The sequence below is a fragment of the Jannaschia marina genome (assembly GCF_013404595.1).
In the GTDB taxonomy this organism is placed as follows: domain Bacteria; phylum Pseudomonadota; class Alphaproteobacteria; order Rhodobacterales; family Rhodobacteraceae; genus Jannaschia; species Jannaschia marina.
On record NZ_JABVAX010000022.1, the window covers coordinates 14057 to 32586 of the forward strand.

Genomic DNA, 18530 nt, shown 5'->3' on the forward strand with positions numbered 1-18530 from the left:
ATGCCGATCGCCGTCATAACAGGAGGCAACAAGGGTCTTGGCCTGAGCCAGAGCCGTCGTTTCGCGGAGTCAGGATTCACCGTCTATGTCGTCTCCCGCAGCGCCGGCGAGATCGGTGCCCTGGGCGATGCCGTTCGCTTCGTGGAACGCGACATCGCCGAAGATCGCGCCGCCGACTTCCTGGCGGATATCCACGCAGAAGCCGGACCGATCAACGCCCTCGTCAACAACGCAGGCGTCCACCTGAAGAAACCCGTCTGGGACGTCGCCCCCGCCGAGTTCGACCATGTCCTCGACATCAACGTACGCGCCATGTTCGCTGCGTGCGGCCATTACGTGGAGCTTCATCGGGAAACCGGTGGTGCCATCGTAAACATCGCGTCGATGGGCGCGATCATGGCCCTACCCTCCGCGGCGGCCTACGTGACCGCAAAGACGGCGGTGGTCGGATTGACGCGGTCGGTCGCGGTCGATGCCGCCGGCTTCGGCATCCGTTGCAATGCCGTAAGCCCCGGCTTCATCGAAACGGACATGACGCGCGCGATCCTCGCCAAGGATCTGGCGCGGCGCGAGCGGATCGAAGGCCGCATCCCGACACATCGTTTCGGCACGCCGGAGGATGTGGCCGATGCGGTCTTCTATCTCGCGTCCGACAGGGCCCGCTACGTCAACGGCGTGAACATGCCCGTCGACGGTGGCTACGCCGTGGGGTTCTGAACAATGACCGGGCATTTCATCGAGACCAGGCTGACCGCCGCGCGTCGCATCGCCCTCGCCCCGCAGGATCCGGGACCGATCCCCGAGGGCCACGCGCGCCTGCGGCTGGCGGCGGCAAGCCTCTGCGGGACAGACCTGCATTATTTCTCGGATTTCGCCAACGCCGGCTTCATGCTGCGAAATCCGGTGACGCTCGGGCACGAGGCCTGCGCCTACGTCGAGGATCCGAACGGATCGGACCTCGCTCCCGGTACGCTGGTCGCCCTCAATCCGATCATGAACTGCGGGATCTGCCCCGCCTGCCAGCGGTCGGAGGAAAACCTCTGCACCGCCAAGAAGTTTCCCGGCTCCGCCACGACCGTCCCCCACCTCGACGGCTTCTTCCGGGAGATTATCGACCACCCCGTCCGATGCTGCCGACCGGTGGCGGCCGGCGTGGACCCGTGCCACCTGACATTCGCCGAGCCGATGGCCTGCGCGCTTCACGCGCTCAACAAGGGCGGCGTGACCGCGGATCAGAACGTCCTGGTGACGGGCTGCGGCCCCATGGGCCTTCTTGCCATCGCGGGTGCCGTCGCGCGGGGAGCGGTGGTGACGGCGCTCGACCTGCGCGAAGGTGCGGTGGCGGTGGCGACGGACGTCGGTGCCGGAAGCGGACTCGTCAGCGGCACATTCGATCCGGCCGAGCTGACCGGTCGATTCGACGTCGTGATCGAGGCCAGCGGCGCGATCCCGGCCTTCAACACGGCACTCGACGCCGTGCGTCGGAAAGGGCGGATCGCGATCCTCAGCAACATGGCGCTGCGCGAGGCGGAAGTGAACCTCAACCTCATCATGCTGAAGGAAATCGAGGTCGTCGGGTCGTTCCAGTTCAACCGGGAATTCGAGGAAGCCGTGCGGTTGATCGAGACAGGCGCGGTCGATTTCGATGTCCTGACGGCCGCCGTGTATCCTCTGGCCGAGACGTCGACCGCACTGGAAGAGATGGCCGCGGGCCGTGCCTTCGGCAAGATCGTCCTGACTGGCACCGGCCTGCCGGCGGGCGGATGACGGAAACCTTCGATCATATCGTCATCGGCGGCGGATCGGCGGGCAGCGTGGCAACCTCGCGTCTGGTGGAGGGCGGCGGCGGACGTATCCTGCTTCTGGAAGCGGGACAGCACCATCGTCACCCGTTGCTCGACATGCCGCCGGGCGTGTTCAAACTCCTCAAGAACGGATCAGAATTCTTCAAGACGCATCTGTCCGAGCCACAGGATCACCTTGGCGGACGGCGCGTGGAAATTCCGCAAGGCAATGTTCTGGGCGGCGGCTCTTCGGTCAACGGGCAGGCCTATGTGCGGGGCCGGCCATCGGACTATGACGAATGGCACAGCATTCTGCGCGGCAACAACGACACGATCTCCTGGACTTGGGAGGACTTATTGCCACATTTCAAGCGACTGGAAGGCAACCAGACGTTCAATGACGAGCTGCACGGTATCGACGGCAAGCTGATCGTCTCGGACCCGGGCTACATCGACGATATGGCGCGTTGGTTTGTGCAGGCCCTTCAAGCGCAGGGCGAACCCTTCAATCCCGACTTCAACGGTCCTTCCCAGCGCGGAGTGGGATATTTCCAGTTCGCCTACTCCAGGGGCCAGCGGATTTCGGCGGCCTATGCGTTTCTCGACCCGCTCGCGAACGACCGGAACCTGGATATACGCCTCCGGGCCGAAGTTCAGAAGATCCTGATCGAGAACGGCAAGGCCGTGGGCGTCACCTATCGCGACAAGACCGGCACTCATGAAGTGCGCACGGACGGGGAGGTCATCCTGTCGGCAGGTGCCCTCGTCACGCCGAAGCTGCTGATGCTGTCGGGGATCGGCCCCGAGGCGGAGTTGAAGAACCATGGCATCGACGTCGTGCAGGATCTGCCGGGCGTGGGGCAGAACCTGATAGATCACCCAGATGTATCGGTTGTGGCGCGGGCAAACGGGCCCCATGGTTACTATGGGCAGGATCGCGGCTGGAATCTCCTCCGCAACGGGTTGGAGTTGAAGCTGTTCCGGCGGGGGCGGGTGACCTCGACGGGTCTGGAGGCCGCCTGTTTCGTCAACCCCGCCGACCCCGGTGCGCCGCCGACGCACGAGGCGTACTGCATCCCGATCATGTATCTCGACGAGCAGACCCTGACGCGGATCGGCGACGGGCATGGAGTGTCGATCCAGACGGTGCTGCTCAAGCCGCGATCGGTGGGAGAGGTCCGGCTCGCCTCCGCGGACCCCACCGACATGCCACGTGTGTCACCGAACTTCCTGAAAGACGAGGCGGATATGGATGCCATGGTGACCGGCCTCCGGTTCTTTCACAAAACCATGAAGACGCGGCCACTTGCCGATCGGATAAGCGAGATCATCGCACCTCTAGACCTGTCCGACCAAGGCCTGCGGGATCATTGCCGCAGAGTCGTGAAAACGAATTATCTCCCGTGGGCACCACAAAGATGGGCGCGGACGGGGATGCCATGGCAGTTCTCGATGCCAGGATGAGGGTGCGCGGCATCGAGGGTCTCAGGGTCTGCGACATGTCGGCCGCGCCCGAAATTCCGGCAGGCAACACGAACGCTCCGGCGATGATGCTTGGCGACCGATGCGCCGATCTGGTGCTGGGGCGGCTCTAGAGCGATGCGAGGGTCGTTTCATAGCGCACGGACCCCTTCCAGCTGGCGGGAGAACACGATCTTCGAAGGCACCGGGCGGGACCGGTCGTGCCACCAGTGCATTCGATGCCGGTCGTATCGGAACGGCGGAGGCTTACCGCGATGACAACAGTCGGGAAATTGCTCCGGGAGCGGAACATCATCTTCGTCACGCTGGCGTGCTGTCTGGTGTTCTACCTCATCAATCCCCGGCTCCTGAGCCTCGATAATCTCTCCGCAATCTCGCGTCAGATCGTACCCATCGGCTTGATCGCGCTCGGGCAGTTCTTCGTGGTCGTCTCCGGAAACATCGACCTGTCGATGGGCATGGCCTCGGTCCTCTTCGCGATCGTCCTGGGTGTATTCTTCGGAATGACGGGAGGCGTGGAGCTCGGACTTCTGGCGGTCGTCGCGTCTTCTCTGGCGCTCGGTTTCTTCAACGGAGTCATGGTCGCCAAACTGAAACTTCCCGCGTTCATCGTCACATTATCCGTCCTCTTCATGGCGCAGGGATTGTCGGGGCTCATCATCCCGCGCGGGCAGCAGATTTTCCTGATGGGCGGCTTCTTCAGCTACGTGGGCTCGGAAACCTTCCTTGGCATCTACCTGTCGTTCTGGTTCCTCGTGGCGCTTTTCGGATTGGCCTACGTCGTCTACAACCACACCCGGATCGGAACCTGCATCATCGCCATCGGCAACAGCGAGGAAAACGCCAAGCTCGCCGGGATCAATATCGACCGCGTGAAGATCGGCATCTTCATGTTCTCCGGCCTTTGCAGTGGCTTTGCTGGTGTCATGCTGTCGACCCGCATGGGCTTCGTTCAGCCTGGCCTCGACGGCAACGGTCTGCTTCTGGACGGCATAGCCGCGATCATCATCGGCGGCACGCTGATCCTCGGGGGGCGCGGCACCATCGGCGGCGCGTTCTGGGGCCTGCTGTTCATCGGCCTGGTTAACAACGCTCTCAATCTGCTGAACGTCGAGGACGTCTGGCATCAGGTTTTCAAGGGTTTGGTGATCCTGGCGGCGCTCGGTGCCAACTGGATCCTGTGGCAATCGCGCGAGGCAACGGCCCACTGATGCCAGCCTTTCGGGCGACCGCCCGGCCATTCCGGTTCATCAGAGGAGGAACGAACCATGACACTGAAATCCACGTCCGCCTTGGCGGCGGTTTTCGCGGCGGCCGCCACCGGCAGCGCATTCGCCGGGAACGATGACGCCCTCGACATCGTCTTCATCAACGACGGGCATGTCGCCCCCTACCATGTTGCCTGGCTGGCGGGCTTCGAGGACGCCATCGCGGCCTACGGCGAGGCCTTTCCCGATCTCGAGATCTCCGGTCGCTGGCTGTCTGCCGAAGGGAGCCTTGAGCGGATGATCCAGCAGGCCGAAGTAACGATCAACGAAGCGCCCGACATCATGTTCGTCAATGCGATCAACGTCGATGCTTTCGAACCTCTCGTCGCGCAGGCCCAGGATGCGGGCATCACCTGGATCGCCGTGCATTCGGCGATGGAAAGTGCCGACTACAGCTTCACGCTCGGGGACATCACCAACGGGCGTAATCAGGGCATGGCAATGTGTGCCCTCTCGGGAGGGGAACCCTTCCAGGTGGCGATTATGCTCGGTCAGGCGGGCAATCCCTCCGGTGAAGCGCGCCGCCAGGGCATCCTCGAGGGCATCTCGACCTGCGACAACATTGAGGTCGTGGCCGAGCAGCCCGCCGACTGGGACACCGTCCGCGCCCAGTCGATCGCCGAGAACTGGATGACCCAGTTTCCCGAACTGGATGCGATTTCGGGGGTGACGGATGCGTACATGTATCCGTCGCTCGCCATAGCGGCAAACAGCGGACGTAGCGACCTGCAACTCTACGGATACGACGGCGACATCCCGATCCTGGAACAGATGCGGGACGGTCCGGTCATGGCCGACATTCTGCTGTCGGGCACGCGCGAGGGCTGGAACTTCGTTCAGATGGCCTATCGCCTCCACCGCGGCGACGAACTCGAAAAGGTCTACGACTTCTTCACGCCGCTCGTTCTGACGGAGGAGAACCATCGCCTCGCCCTGGAGAACGGTTTCCCGGAGAATATCGAAGTCTATTCGGTCGACCAGGCTCTCGACGTTGCCGCTAACGGCTTCCGCGAATTCGGACCGGACAGCGTTCGGTAACCGCATCGACCGGGCCGCCATCCCGTCTCTTCGGGCAGCGGCGGCCCATTCCGACCTTCCGGAGGCTCCATGGAAACAGCAGGCAAAACGACGGAACAATCGCCAAGCCCGGCGATCTCCGCTCTGGCGATGCGCTATCTCGTTCTCGCGGCACTGATCGTGATCGCGTCCCTGGGATTCGGGTTTGCCAACGAGAACTTCTTCTCCCTCGCAAACATCGGCATCCTGCTTCGGTCGATTTCGGTTTTGTTCATTGTGTCGATGGCGATGACCTTCGTCATGCTGACGGGTGGCATCGACCTAAGTGTCGGCTCCAACGTCGCGTTTGCAGGCGGTGTCGGCGTCATCGCGCTGACCGCCACGGGCAGCGCACCCGTCGGTTTCCTCGCCGCCATTCTGGCAGGCATGTCGATCGGCCTCATCAACGGCATTTTCGTCGGTCGCATGAAGCTTTCGGCCTTCATGGTCACACTCGCCACCTTCGCCCTGGCACGCGGTCTGGCCCTCGTCATCTACGACGCGGATTCCATCAATGTCTCGAATGCCATCTTCCTGTGGCTGGGCGGCACGAGCTGGGGCAACGTGCCTGTCGTCATTCCCTTCGTCGTCCTCGTCTTCGCCGTACTCTCGGTCGTGCTCTACCGCACGACCTTCGGACGCGATGTCTATGCGGCCGGCGCAAACTTCAAAACGGCCTTCGTTCTCGGTCGGCGGCCCGAACGCACGCTGGTCTGGGTCTATATCCTCTCCGGCGCGCTGGCGGGCCTGTCGGCCATCATCACCGTTGGCCGCGTCTCTTCCGGCCAGCCCTGGGCGGGTCTCTACCTTGAGTTCGATGCGATCACTGCCGTGATCCTCGGAGGGACATCGCTCTTTGGCGGGCGCGGACGCCTGTTTGGCACGATCCTCGGCGTGCTTCTCTACGGCATCATCATCAATGGCCTCGTCCTGACCGGAACCAACCCGTATCTGCAAAGCCTTATCAAGGGTGCGATCCTTCTGAGCGTCGTGTTGCTGGACAGCTGGACGCAAAGGGGGAAACAGCGATGACCCATCGGATCGACATGACGGGGATCGGCAAGAGCTTCTTCGCGACCCGGGCATTGGATGACGTGGATTTCTCCTGCGTCGCGGGCGAAGTCCACGCACTCGTCGGCCTGAACGGTGCGGGCAAATCCACTTTGATGAAGGTTCTGGGCGGCGCGATAGAGCGCGATCAGGGCAGGATCGAGATGGACGGCAGGGATGTCGCCATCACCGGGCCTGCCGATGCGCGGGCCATCGGCGTGGCAATGATCCATCAGGAATACTCGCTGATCGACGAGTTGACAGTTTACGACAATATATTTTTGGGTCGTGAGCTGCATCGCAAGGGGACGCCGTTTCTGAACAAGGCCGAAATGGCACGCAGGGTCCGTGCGGAACTGAAACGCTTCGGCCTGTCGCTCGACCCTGGCCGCCTCGTGCGGGATCTGAACTCCGGGGAGAAACAGATTGTCGAGATCATGCGCGCGCTCATGTCGGAGGCCTGGCTGATCGTGATGGACGAGCCGACGTCGGCGCTCTCGGAAGGCGACAAGGAGCGGCTCTTCCATTTCATCCGCCGCATGAAGTCCGAAGGCGTCGCAATCATCTACATCTCCCACCACATGCCCGAGATATTCGGCATCGCGGAGCGGGTCACCGTCATGCGCGACGGCAGGATCGTGCTTTCGGAGCGGACCACGGACACCACGGAAGAGGCGGTCATCAGCTCGATGAGCGGGTCGGAGCTTGACGATTTCGTCAAGCCGCACAAAGCCGCCGAGGGGGAGATACTGCTGTCGGTCCGAAATGTCTCGAAAACTGCCACCTATCACGACGTGTCTTTCGATCTGCGACAGGGCGAAATCCTTATGCTGACCGGCTTGCGGGGATGCGGCGCGCCGGAGCTGGCCAAGACGGTCTTCGGCTTGGACGACGGCTATCGCGGCGACATCGCGTATCGGGATGTGCGACTGAAACCCGGACGCGGTCCGGCGGCAGCGGTCAGGGACGGCATGGGACTGGTCACGGAGAACCGCGACACCAACGGCATTCTCGCGCCCCTGTCGGTTCGCGACAACATTGCATTGCCGTTTCTGGAAAAATCGCTCTCTTTTGGCCTGATCGACAACACGCGGATCGAGCGGCTGGTCGACAGGGCGATCAGGGACACATCTGCCAAAACCTCGTCCCCGTCCCAGGAGATCCGGTTTCTGTCAGGCGGCAACAAGCAGAAGATCTGCTTCTCGCGGTGGCTGGATCGGGATCTGGAGCTGCTGGTCCTGCTGGAGCCGACCCGCGGCATCGACGTCCATGCCAAGGCCGACATCTACCGCATTATTGAGGAGTTGGCCGAACGCGGTGTCGGCCTTCTAATCCTGTCCTACGAGATCGACGAGGTCGTCATGCTCGCCGACCGCGTCATCACGTTCTACGAGGGCCGGTCGATCTCCGAATACGTTCACCCCCATTTCGACAAGGACCGGATGTTGGCCGACATCGCCGGAACCGGCCCGGAACAAGCGGCCTAAGAAGGATTTTCCATGACCTACTATCAGTGCTTCATCGACAATGAATTCGTCGACGCCTCGAACGGCGCGCGGATGGAGGTGAGCGATCCCGCGACCGGCGAGGTCTGGGCCGAGGTGCCCGCCTGCACGCCCCGGGACGCAGCCCGTGCGCTCGAAACATCCGCCCGCGCGCAGAAGGACTGGCAGATGCTGCCACCCCAGACCCGTGCCGAGTTCCTCTACGGGATCGCCAAGGGGCTCGAGGCCGAACGTGATCTTCTGGAAGAGCTTCTGGTGCGCGAACAGGGCAAGCCCCGCGCGGAAGCCGCCGCGGAAGTCACCGACACGATCCGCTACATGACCTATGCCGCCGAGGCCGCGCGGCGCATCAAGGGCGAGATCCTGCCCTCCGACAACCCGCGCGAACAGATGTTCATCTACCGAGTTCCCTATGGGGTGACGCTCGGACTGTGCGCCTACAACTATCCGCTGGCATTGATCGGACGAAAGGTCGGCCCCGCACTTGTCACCGGCAACACGATGATCCTGAAACCGCACGAGGCAACGCCGGTGACGGCCTCGGTGTTCTGTCGCATCTGCCTCGAGGCGGGGCTTCCGGGGGGCGTCATCAATATGGTAACGGGAACGGGCACCGAGGTCGGCGCGCCGCTCGTCGAAAGCCCCACGATCCGGATGATTACGCTCACCGGCTCCATCCGGGCGGGCCAGATGATCGCGAAGGCGTCGGCCAAGAACATCACCGCCCTGTCGCTGGAACTGGGAGGATCGGCCCCTTTCATCGTGTTGAAGGACGCCGATCTCGAGAAAGCGGTCGAGGCCGCCGTGACCGCTCGTTTCGCCAATGCGGGTCAGGTCTGCATCTGCAGCGAAAGCGTACTGGTGGAGGAGGCGATTGCCGACGAGTTCACCGAGAAACTGCTGAAGCGCGTCGCCGAGATCAAGCTCGGTGACCCGAAGACCGATGCCGGCATGGGGCCGATCACGACGGCGGAAGCGCTGGCGCGGATCGAACGGATCGTTGATGACAGCGTTGCTGGCGGCGCGACCGCCGCGGCCGGAGGAAACAAGCCCGACGGTGCCGAGTTCAAGGACGGAAACTGGTATGAACCGACTGTGTTGACCGGAGCCGATCGCGAAACGGCGGCCGTGGCCGAAGAAATCTTCGGGCCGGTGCTGCCCATCGTTCGCGTGAAGGATTACGAGGAAGCCCTCGACATCGCCAACGCACGCCCAGACGGGCTGTCGGCCTATCTCTGGACGCGCGACCCGGCCGTTTACATGGATGCCATCAAACGCCTCGAAACAGGAACCATCTTCCTCAATTCCGGTATCACCGGAATGGTGCAGGGCTATCACAACGGCCACAAGCTCAGCGGACTTGGCGGCGAGGACGGCGACCACGGACTGGAAGGCTATCTTCAGAAACGGACCGTATACATGGCGTACTGAGGTCAGGCGTCATCCATCCTGGGACGGCCATCCCCAGACGGTCGGCTGACACAAACGGTCGGAGTTGCCCCCGCAAGCGGCACACCGCGTCGAGGCGCGGTGCGACCATTCTGGGACCCACGGGCTCCGGCGGAAGCCCTACATCCCCAGGGCCCGCATTTGTTGGGACATCTGGACGATAGACCCGTCCACGTGCCTGCGGATGACGCGACCCGCCTCTTCCACGTCATTGGCTTCGAAGGCGTCGATGAGGGCGTCATGTTCCTGCAGGATCATCCTGTGCCGCGCCTTGCTGATCCGCAGTGGCGCGGCATGGACGTTCAGGGCCTTGCGCAGCTTCTTCCAAGTGTCCGCCGCCACGTCGTTGTAGTGGTGGCTGCAAATGAGGGAATGAAACTGCGCATCCAGCTTGCGGAACACGAGCATGTCCGCCGTCGGTGCCGCACGAAGACGCTCCTGAACGTTCCGCAGTTCCCGCAAGGCGGCCGGCCCCGCGTTCTCGGCGAACCAGCTGACGAAGTAGGGCTCCAGCAGCCTCAGCACCTCGAAGATATTCTCGATAGTGCTGGCATCGGCCTGCTTTATGATCGCCCCGCGATTGGGGTGGATGTCGACGAAGCCCTCCCCCTGCATCTGTCGCAAAGCCTCCCGCACGGGGCTGGTGCTGACACCGAAACGCTTCGAAAGATCGGAAATCTTTAGGCGCTGGCCACCGACGAGCCGACCGCTCGAAATCTCGTCGAGAATGGCGTCGTACAGCGACTCGGTCGGTTCCTGCTCAAACTGGTTCATCGAGATCGACGCTTCCGATTGTCGTATTGATATGAGGCCGTTCTACCCTTTCGGCAGTCAAGAAACACTCCTCTCGCTCCAAAAGTAGACAAAAAAATCGTTGATATTTATCAAATCGTCGACGATTATGGTTATATGATATTACAAAATTGCGCAAAAGCCGCCTTTGACGGCAGCTACGACCATCAGGTTCAGCCATGCTCCGAAGACGTAAGCAGGTGATCTTCGCGGGACGGCACCGGCTTTTCCCCTATCCGCACGCTCCTTCCTTCCCGCGCGCGAGGCGCATCGTCACGGCACCTCCGGCTAGATCTGAACCAGGATGGGGCCCCGTACGACCCGATGCGTTCGCCATGTTCACCGATGACGTCATGACAGCGTCCCCGCTCCGAGAAAGTCTGACGATGCAAGATGCCGATCTTAGCCACACCGGTGAAACCACGAGACAAACAGCCCCGGCCGGAGCGGCTCGGATCGCGGAGATCCGGCCGATCATGATCCGGGTCGGCTGGCGCAATCAACTTCTCGTCAAGGTCACGACCGAAGATGGCCTCTACGGGTGGGGCGAAAGCGGACTGTCGGGCCGCGAGGGTGCCGTCACCGCCATGGTCGACCACTTCGCGGCCTTTCTCTTGGGTCAGGACTCCCGGCGGATCGGACGGGTCTGGCAGGAATGCTATCGCAGCCAATACTTCGAGGGCGGCCGCGTCATCACGGCCGCCCTGTCGGCCATCGACATCGCGCTGCACGATCTGCTGGGCAAACGGCTCGGCGTCCCTGTGCATCAGCTTCTCGGTGGCGCACAGCGAGAGCGTGTGCCGACGTTCGCCAGCACCATGGCGAAGACGACCGATGCGATCCTTGCCGACGTCAAGACGCTGACCGATGCCGGCTGGACCTGCGTGCGCACCTATCCCGGCGGTTTCAACGACGAAGAGACGTTCGATCCCCGTGCCAACCTGCCCCAGACCGCCGCCGAACTGATCGCGGTTCGCGAGGCATTCGGGCCCGGCCTAACCCTGGGCGTCGACCTTCATCACCGGTACTCGGTCGCGGAGACGGCGAGCTTCTGCAATATGCTGCCCCCGGGCACCCTCGACTTCATCGAGGAACCGATCCGCTGCGAAACTCCCGAAGCCTATGCCAGCCTGCGGACCATGACGAACATACCCTTCGCGATCGGCGAGGAATTCTCGTCCAAGTGGGAGGCCGCGCGATATCTGGATGCGGGTCTGGCGCAATTCATGCGGCTCGACATATGCAATATCGGCGGATTCACCGAAGCGATGAAGGTCGCTGGCCTGTCCGAGCGGCACTACGTCGATCTGATGCCGCACAACCCGCTCGGGCCGGTCTGCACCGCGGCCTCGGTTCATCTTTCGGCGGCGGTGCCGAACTTTAGCTGGTTGGAAGTGCGCCAATCGCCGGTCGAGCAACTGGGCTTCCACGACTGGGAGATCTTTCCCGTTCAGATGGAAATGGATGGACCGGATTACCGCGTGCCCGATGGCCCTGGCCTGGGCGTCGAGGTCAACGAAGAGATGATACCGGCCAAGGAAGCCGGGTTCGTCGAAACCCCCCATCTCAAACGCCCGGACGGTTCGGTAACCAATTGGTAAACGACCCCTTTTCGACCCTGTTGAACGGCAACGGCCTACGGAGGACACTGTGAGACCCATCTCTCATCTGACGGCACTGAGCGCCCTTGCGCTCTGTTTCACGACACCCGCATTCTCGCAAAGCGTAACGCTCGAGGTCACCGCCTGGAAAGGCAACGAGGCCGAACCTGCGGGCCTGCCCGAATTGATCGCCCACTTCGAGGAACAGCATCCCGACATCGACGTGGAACTGAACTACATCGGACGGCTCGATACTGACACCGTCGTTCCGCCGCGCCTGCAGGGCGGGGATCCCCCCGATGTGATGATGACGGACATGCCGCTGATCGAGGTCTGGGGTATTGCGGGTCTCCTGACCGATCTTGGGACCGACAGCGAGTGGTACGGACGCATCCCGGAAGAGCTGCAGACCGCGCTGACGTATGACGGGGCCGCCTACATCATGCCGCTCGAAGTCATCGGTATGGGCAATTTCGTCAACATGGGCCTGCTGCGCGAGGTCGGGATCGAGGAGGCCCCGTTCACGATCGAGGATCTCGTCGCGGCCTGTGGAGCCCTGAGCGACGCCGGGATCAACCCGATGATCTTCACGGGAGGCTTTTCCGCCCCGTTGTTCCTGATCGCCAACGGGATAGAAGCGGGCGAGGTCGATCCGGCAACGCTCGGATCAGGTGACGCAACTTTCGCGGAGGATGCGGGCTTCAACACCGGCATGGACCTGGTCCGGCAACTGATGGATGCGGAGTGCTTCGATCCCGAAACGCAGGCGGGCCTCGATCCATGGAGCACCGCCCTCGCCGAGTTCCAGGGCGGCAACTTCGCGATGATGCCCCAAGGCGCGTGGAACATCACCGCGTTCAGCGAGATCGAGGGACTTGATTTCGTCTTCGCTCCGATCCCGTCCTCGCAGGACAGCGGCGTTGCGCTCGACCTTTTCGGCATCGGCTGGTCGATCGCGTCCGGAAGTGAAAACCAGGATGCCGCACGTACTTTCGTGAACTGGTTTGCACAGCCGGAGCAGATCCAGGTGGTGATCGAGGCGGAAGCCGCCTACTCGCCGTTCGATGATGGAGCCAGCGGCACCCCGGATCTGGCCGCTCCCTACGACGCGGCGCGAGAAGCGGGCGGCATCATCAACTATCCCTTCGCGCTGCTGCAATGGCCGAAGCCGCTTGAAGCCGAGATCTGGGACAGCTTGACCGGCTTCCTTCTCAACCCCGACCGCGGCAATGCCGAGGTGCTCGAGCGTTGGGACGAGGCGGTCGAAGACGCCGACTTCTGATCCCGGTTCAATGGCCCGGCACTGGATGTCTTCTGCCGGGCCGCCCTTTCAAAGCCTGGACAACCAAGATGCTTTCGAGACGGTCCTTCTTCCTCTTCACCCTTCCCGCGTCGATCGTATTGGGTCTCTTCTTCGTCTATCCGATCGCATTGACGCTCCAGTTGAGTTTCACCAATTCGACCGGCGTGGGAGAGGCCGACTGGATCGGCTGGCGCAATTACGAACGCATCGTGAGCCGGGATCGCTACCCCGAGGCGCTCTGGACCACGATCAAGTTCACCCTCGTCGTCGTGACGGTCCAGACACTCGCCGGCCTCGTGCTGGCTGCCCTGCTTCACCGTCTGCCCGCGATCCGCAATTTCTGCCGCGCAGCCCTGTTCACGCCCGCGATGATGTCCTTCGTCGTGGTCGGCTACGTCTGGCAGTTCATCTATTCCCCCTTTTCGGGCGGACTGAATTCCCTGCTTCGCGGGGCCGGACTCGACGACTGGACCTGGGGTTGGCTCGGCGATCCGGACACCGCCCTCTATGCGATCGCACTGGCACATATCTGGATGTTCGTCGGCTACACGACGGCGATCTTCCTTGCCGGCTACGCCAATATTCCCGACGACATCGAGGAGGCAGGACGGCTGGACGGGGCATCGTCGTTTCAGCGGTTCCGCTATCTCGAGATCCCGCTTCTCGCGCCATCCTTCACGATCAACGTCATGCTCTCGACGATCGGCACGCTCAAGACATTCGAACTGCCTTTCATCATGACGCGCGGCGGACCGGACGGTGCGACAAGAACGCTCAGCCTCGAGATCATCGATCAGCTCTTCGGCAACTACCGTTTCGGTTTCGCCTCATCGCTGTCGATCATCATGCTTATTATCGTGATCGCGGTGGCATTCGTACAGAACCGCTACCTCCGCAAAAGGGAACTCCGCTGATGACGACCGCGATCCGGCAATTGCACGGCGTTCTGGTTCACGCCGCCGTCCTGGCCCTCGTGCTGCTGATGCTGACGCCGCTTCTCTATATGCTGACGATGTCGTTCCGCACGGGCACCGAGATCGCCGAACACCCCCTCGGCCTGCCGACCGAACTCGCATGGGAGAACTATACCAGGGCCTTCGCCTCGATGAACTACCTCCGCTCAGTCGCGAACTCCATCGGCATCACCGTTTCGGTCACGGTCCTCACCGCGCTGTTCGGCTCCATGGCCGCGTTTCCGTTGGCCCGCAACTCGACACCCGCGGCACGGATCTTCATCATGCTCGTTGCCCTGGGTCTGGCGACACCGAACTTCGTGACGATCACGCCCATCTTCGTGATCTTCCGCGATCTCGGTCTTCTCGACACCTACCCGGGCATCATCCTGGCCTTCACGGCCCTCAATCTGCCGTTGGCGGTGTTTTTCTACGTCGGTTTCATCGGCTCGATCCCAAAGGATCTGCTCGAGGCCGCGAAGCTCGACAACTGCAGTGACTGGCAGATCTTCTGGCACATCATTCGCCCTCTCCTCGGCCCGGCGACGGCAACGCTTTCGCTCTTCGTGATGCTGATGGTCTGGAACGATTTCACCTACCCTCTCCTGCTGCTGACGGACCGGGAGAAATTCACCGTTACGATCTCGGTCTATCGCTTCGTCGGCAATCAAAACATTCAACCCGACATGCTGTTCCCGGCCGCGGTTCTGGGCTCTTTGCCGCTGCTGGTGCTGTTCGTCGTGTTCCAGCGGCGTATCGTAGCGGGCGTGACGGCCGGAGCGGTGAAATGAGCGAACTCCGGGGACGCGTGATCGCGGTGACAGGGGCCGGTGCGGGCATCGGCCTCGGTATCCTGTGGGCCGCGCGATTGGCGGGCGCGACCGCCTACGGGCTCGATCGGACGCCAGAGGGCCTCGAAGCCATCCGCAGCGCCGGTGGTCACCCGATAAGGGCGGACGTGCGCGATACCGCCGCGCTCGAGGCGGCCGTCGAACATGTCGCAACCGACGCCGGCCGCCTGGACGGACTGGTCAACAATGCGGGCGTGACACTGACGGCCCCTTTTCTCGACGCGGAAGTCGCGATGTGGGACAGACTCTGGGAGACCAATCAACGCTCGGTTCTGGTCGGTTGCCGGGCGGCCGCGCGCATCATGGTCCGCGATGGTCGGCGCGGGGCATTGGTCAACATCGCCTCCGTCCACGCGGCCGCCAGCGATCGCGGATACGAGGGCTATGCCGCGACGAAGGCCGCTATCGTCGCCATGACCCGCGCCATGTCCTGGAGCCTGGGGCACCATGGCATACGCGCCAATTCCCTGTCGCCCGGCCTGACCCTCACCGACGAAGTGGCACGGGTTGCCGCCACTCCGGAAAACGCGGAACGCTTCGCGGGATGGCATGCCGATGGCAGGACGGCGACGGTCGAGGAAATCGCGCAACTTGCGGTCTTCCTGCTCTCCGACGCTTCTGCGGCCCTGACCGGCACCGACCTGATCGCCGATCACGGCACCTTGGCCCGGCTCTGTGATTTGAAGGCCTGACGGAGGGGCCTATTGATCCACGTCGGCATCCGGAGCGAGGCCGGTATCGATCAACATGGCTGTCATGAGGGCGAGCGGCAGGGTCGAGCGTAGTGGCGGCGTCTTCATCAATCGAAGCGGTCCGCACCGGCGCGCCCCGGCACGAGGCCCATACCGATCGCATCGGCCACCGCCTTCATCGAAACCAGTCCCCTGAAGCTCTCCGAGTTTCCTAGACACATGTCAGGTCGGCGAAGAACATCGCGCGCGGCACAAAATTGCGACCCTCTCCCTGTAAATCTCATCCGATTACTTCCCGTTTCTTCCCCGCTCTCCCGGCGTCGAACCAAGTGAAACGGGGTGTCGCATCATGTGAATACGTACAACAGACGGAAACGCACGCCCCCTTCCCCGGCCCCCGCATATCGCCTATCCTGAGGCCAACCATACAAGATAGAGCAGTCCGATGCCCGACGACCTTCTGAAAGGGGCCGAGCCCGAAACCTACGATGCCTCCTCCATCGAGGTGCTGGAGGGGCTGGAACCCGTCCGCAAGCGCCCCGGCATGTATATCGGCGGCACCGACGAACGCGCGTTGCACCACATGGTCGCGGAAGTCCTCGACAACTCCATGGACGAGGCCGTCGCCGGTCACGCCAACCGCATCGAGGTCGAGCTGCACGCCGATGGCGCGATCACCGTCCGCGACAACGGCCGCGGCATCCCGATCGACCCGCATCCGAAGTTCCCCGACAAATCCGCCCTCGAAGTCATCCTCTGCACGCTCCACGCCGGCGGCAAGTTCTCGGGCAAGGCCTACCAGACGAGCGGAGGCCTCCATGGCGTCGGGGCCTCCGTCGTCAACGCGCTCTCCGACAGCATGGTCGTCCAGGTCGCCCGCGACCGGGAGCTCTGGGAGCAGCGCTTCTCCCGCGGCCTGCCTCTCGGCCCGGTCGAGAAGGTCGGCGCGGCCCCGAACCGGCGCGGCACCACCGTGACCTTCCACGCCGATGCCGACATCTTCGGCAGCCACAAGCTCAAGCCCGCCCGCCTCTTCAAGTCGATCCGCTCCAAGGCCTATCTCTTCTCGGGGGTGGAGATCCGCTGGAAGTCCGAGATCGACGACGGCGAGACGCCCACGCAGGCCACCTTCCACTTCCCCGGCGGCCTCTCCGACTACCTCTCGGAAACGCTCGGCACCGCCTCCACCTACGCCGACACCGCCTTCGCGGGCACCGTCGACTTCCAGGAGAAGTTCGGGGAGCCGGGCAAGGTCGAATGGGCGATCAACTGGACGCCCGCGCGCGACGGCTTCATCCAGTCCTACTGCAACACCGTGCCCACGCCCGAGGGCGGCACCCATGTCGCCGGCTTCTGGGCGGCGATCCTCAAGGGCATCAAGGCCTACGGGGAACTCGCCAACAACAAGAAGGCCGCGCAGATCACCCGCGACGACCTCCTCTCCGGCGGCTGCGCCCTCGTCTCCTGCTTCATCGCCGAGCCCGCCTTCGTCGGCCAGACGAAGGACCGCCTCTCGACCGAGGCCGCCCAGAAGATGACCGAAGGGGCCGTGCGCGACCGCTTCGACAACTGGCTCGCCTCCGACACCAAGGCCGCCGGGGCCATCCTCGACTTCCTCGTCCTCCGCGCCGAGGAGCGCCTGCGCCGCCGGCAGGAGAAGGAGACCGCCCGCAAATCCGCCACCAAGAAACTGCGCCTGCCCGGCAAGCTGGTCGATTGCTCGGCGAACGCCCGCGAGGGCACGGAGCTTTTCATCGTCGAGGGCGACAGTGCGGGCGGCTCCGCCAAGATGGCCCGCGACCGCAAGACCCAGGCGCTCCTGCCGCTCCGGGGCAAGATCCTGAACGTCCTCGGCGCGGCCTCCGGCAAGCTCTCCTCCAACGCCGAGATCTCCGACCTCTCCCAGGCGCTCGGCTGCGGCCTCGGCACGAAGTTCAACATCGACGACCTGCGCTACGACAAGATCATCATCATGACCGACGCGGACGTCGACGGGGCCCACATCGCCGCGCTCCTGATGACGTTCTTCTTCAGCCAGATGCGCCCGATGATCGACGCGGGCCACCTCTACCTCGCTTGCCCGCCCCTCTACCGCCTGACACAAGGCTCGAAGCGCGTCTATTGCATCGACGAGATCGAGCGCGACGCCTGGCTACAGAAGGGCCTCGGCGGGAAAGGCAAGATCGACGTCAGCCGCTTCAAGGGCCTCGGCGAGATGGACGCGAAGGACCTGAAGGAAACCACCATGGACCCGGCCTCGCGCAAGCTGATCCGCGTGACGGTCGACGAGGACGCCCCGGGCGAGACCGGCGACCTCGTGGAGCGGCTGATGGGGAAGAAGCCGGAGCTGCGGTTTCAGTATATCTCGGAGAACGCCCGGTTTGCGGGGGAGTTGGATGTTTGAATTCGCCTAGCCACCCTGCGAATTGTGTGAAGACACGAAGTTCGATCTGGAGAATGTATAGAGATGCGGCTGACCAAGACTATCTGTTCGCCAGATTCGGCGCTCGTTCAAACTGCTTGTATCATTTTTGGTGGAATGCCCAGCAAGCACTTGAGAAGTATTTAAAGGCCATACTGCTCCTGAACGGCGCGCCTACAAAGAACTACGGGCACAGTATTGGGAGGTGCTCCCCGATCCTTGGACAGGATCTGGCGTTTTCTAAGCTACTCTCTGGGCCTCCTGGTCGGGTTGCATGATCGTCGTGCCGGCGCGGTAGACCACGTCCGGTGGTTGTCCGTCG

16 protein-coding genes are annotated in these 18530 nt (G+C 62.9%); 15 read left to right on the forward strand and 1 reads right to left on the reverse strand.

Annotation, left to right across the window (positions count from 1 at the left end):
• From HSX43_RS18685 to HSX43_RS18725, 9 genes are all read left to right on the forward strand, one after another.
• Entirely contained in the window at nucleotides 1-717 is a 717-nt protein-coding gene (locus HSX43_RS18685; protein WP_179381663.1) for an SDR family NAD(P)-dependent oxidoreductase, read from the forward strand.
• A 3-nt stretch (nucleotides 718-720) separates the two neighbouring features.
• The gene (locus HSX43_RS18690) at nucleotides 721-1767 is read left to right on the forward strand and encodes a zinc-binding dehydrogenase (protein WP_179381664.1); all 1047 of its coding nucleotides are present in this window, start codon (nucleotides 721-723) and stop codon (nucleotides 1765-1767) included.
• Entirely contained in the window at nucleotides 1764-3248 is a 1485-nt protein-coding gene (locus HSX43_RS18695; RefSeq protein WP_179381665.1) for a GMC family oxidoreductase, read from the forward strand. The genes HSX43_RS18690 and HSX43_RS18695 overlap by 4 nt, the downstream gene beginning before the upstream one ends.
• Nucleotides 3224-3379 (forward strand): GMC oxidoreductase, encoded by a 156-nt coding sequence (locus HSX43_RS19880; protein WP_268884095.1) that lies wholly within the window; start codon nucleotides 3224-3226, stop codon nucleotides 3377-3379. Before HSX43_RS18695 ends, HSX43_RS19880 begins: the two co-directional genes overlap by 25 nt.
• Before the next feature lie 105 nt (nucleotides 3380-3484).
• Nucleotides 3485-4477 (forward strand): ABC transporter permease, encoded by a 993-nt coding sequence (locus HSX43_RS18705; protein ID WP_179381667.1) that lies wholly within the window; start codon nucleotides 3485-3487, stop codon nucleotides 4475-4477.
• Nucleotides 4478-4534: 57 nt separating this feature from the next.
• Nucleotides 4535-5572 (forward strand): sugar ABC transporter substrate-binding protein, encoded by a 1038-nt coding sequence (locus HSX43_RS18710; RefSeq protein WP_179381668.1) that lies wholly within the window; start codon nucleotides 4535-4537, stop codon nucleotides 5570-5572.
• 69 nt (nucleotides 5573-5641) lie between these two features.
• Entirely contained in the window at nucleotides 5642-6622 is a 981-nt protein-coding gene (locus HSX43_RS18715) for an ABC transporter permease (protein WP_179381669.1), read from the forward strand.
• Nucleotides 6619-8127 (forward strand): sugar ABC transporter ATP-binding protein, encoded by a 1509-nt coding sequence (locus tag HSX43_RS18720; RefSeq protein ID WP_179381670.1) that lies wholly within the window; start codon nucleotides 6619-6621, stop codon nucleotides 8125-8127. The genes HSX43_RS18715 and HSX43_RS18720 overlap by 4 nt, the downstream gene beginning before the upstream one ends.
• Nucleotides 8128-8139: 12 nt before the next feature.
• On the forward strand, nucleotides 8140-9576 hold the full coding sequence (locus HSX43_RS18725) for an aldehyde dehydrogenase family protein (protein WP_179381671.1): 1437 nt from the start codon (nucleotides 8140-8142) through the stop codon (nucleotides 9574-9576).
• 138 nt (nucleotides 9577-9714) lie between these two features.
• Here the strand turns inward: HSX43_RS18725 and HSX43_RS18730 are convergent, their stop codons facing one another.
• Entirely contained in the window at nucleotides 9715-10368 is a 654-nt protein-coding gene (locus HSX43_RS18730) for a GntR family transcriptional regulator (RefSeq protein WP_179381672.1), read from the reverse strand.
• Nucleotides 10369-10721: 353 nt separating this feature from the next.
• On the opposite strand from HSX43_RS18730, the gene HSX43_RS18735 reads away from it, so the two are divergent.
• The 6 genes from HSX43_RS18735 (at nucleotide 10722) to parE (ending at nucleotide 18190) form a co-directional block, all read left to right on the forward strand.
• On the forward strand, nucleotides 10722-11987 hold the full coding sequence (locus HSX43_RS18735; RefSeq protein ID WP_235962756.1) for a mandelate racemase/muconate lactonizing enzyme family protein: 1266 nt from the start codon (nucleotides 10722-10724) through the stop codon (nucleotides 11985-11987).
• A gap of 49 nt (nucleotides 11988-12036) precedes the next feature.
• Nucleotides 12037-13269, forward strand: coding sequence for an ABC transporter substrate-binding protein (locus HSX43_RS18740; RefSeq protein ID WP_179381673.1), 1233 nt, complete (start codon nucleotides 12037-12039; stop codon nucleotides 13267-13269).
• Between the two features lie 68 nt (nucleotides 13270-13337).
• Nucleotides 13338-14204: a carbohydrate ABC transporter permease gene (locus HSX43_RS18745; protein ID WP_179381674.1), complete on the forward strand. Its 867-nt coding sequence runs from the start codon at nucleotides 13338-13340 to the stop codon at nucleotides 14202-14204.
• Entirely contained in the window at nucleotides 14204-15034 is an 831-nt protein-coding gene (locus tag HSX43_RS18750; protein ID WP_179381675.1) for a carbohydrate ABC transporter permease, read from the forward strand. Before HSX43_RS18745 ends, HSX43_RS18750 begins: the two co-directional genes overlap by 1 nt.
• Nucleotides 15031-15786, forward strand: coding sequence for an SDR family NAD(P)-dependent oxidoreductase (locus HSX43_RS18755; protein ID WP_179381676.1), 756 nt, complete (start codon nucleotides 15031-15033; stop codon nucleotides 15784-15786). Before HSX43_RS18750 ends, HSX43_RS18755 begins: the two co-directional genes overlap by 4 nt.
• 445 nt (nucleotides 15787-16231) lie before the next feature.
• The gene (gene parE / locus HSX43_RS18760; protein WP_179381677.1) at nucleotides 16232-18190 is read left to right on the forward strand and encodes a DNA topoisomerase IV subunit B; all 1959 of its coding nucleotides are present in this window, start codon (nucleotides 16232-16234) and stop codon (nucleotides 18188-18190) included.
• The last annotated feature ends 340 nt before the right edge of the window (nucleotides 18191-18530 follow it).

Coding starts and splice junctions, on each gene's coding strand:
- HSX43_RS18685 (WP_179381663.1), top strand. CDS start 1: ATGCCGATCGCCGTCATAACAGGAGGCAACAAGGGTCTTGGCCTGAGC.
- HSX43_RS18690 (WP_179381664.1), top strand. CDS start 721: ATGACCGGGCATTTCATCGAGACCAGGCTGACCGCCGCGCGTCGCATC.
- HSX43_RS18695 (WP_179381665.1), top strand. CDS start 1,764: ATGACGGAAACCTTCGATCATATCGTCATCGGCGGCGGATCGGCGGGC.
- HSX43_RS19880 (WP_268884095.1), top strand. CDS start 3,224: ATGGCAGTTCTCGATGCCAGGATGAGGGTGCGCGGCATCGAGGGTCTC.
- HSX43_RS18705 (WP_179381667.1), top strand. CDS start 3,485: ATGCCGGTCGTATCGGAACGGCGGAGGCTTACCGCGATGACAACAGTC.
- HSX43_RS18710 (WP_179381668.1), top strand. CDS start 4,535: ATGACACTGAAATCCACGTCCGCCTTGGCGGCGGTTTTCGCGGCGGCC.
- HSX43_RS18715 (WP_179381669.1), top strand. CDS start 5,642: ATGGAAACAGCAGGCAAAACGACGGAACAATCGCCAAGCCCGGCGATC.
- HSX43_RS18720 (WP_179381670.1), top strand. CDS start 6,619: ATGACCCATCGGATCGACATGACGGGGATCGGCAAGAGCTTCTTCGCG.
- HSX43_RS18725 (WP_179381671.1), top strand. CDS start 8,140: ATGACCTACTATCAGTGCTTCATCGACAATGAATTCGTCGACGCCTCG.
- HSX43_RS18730 (WP_179381672.1), bottom strand. CDS start 10,368: ATGAACCAGTTTGAGCAGGAACCGACCGAGTCGCTGTACGACGCCATT.
- HSX43_RS18735 (WP_235962756.1), top strand. CDS start 10,722: ATGTTCACCGATGACGTCATGACAGCGTCCCCGCTCCGAGAAAGTCTG.
- HSX43_RS18745 (WP_179381674.1), top strand. CDS start 13,338: ATGCTTTCGAGACGGTCCTTCTTCCTCTTCACCCTTCCCGCGTCGATC.
- HSX43_RS18750 (WP_179381675.1), top strand. CDS start 14,204: ATGACGACCGCGATCCGGCAATTGCACGGCGTTCTGGTTCACGCCGCC.
- HSX43_RS18755 (WP_179381676.1), top strand. CDS start 15,031: ATGAGCGAACTCCGGGGACGCGTGATCGCGGTGACAGGGGCCGGTGCG.
- parE (WP_179381677.1), top strand. CDS start 16,232: ATGCCCGACGACCTTCTGAAAGGGGCCGAGCCCGAAACCTACGATGCC.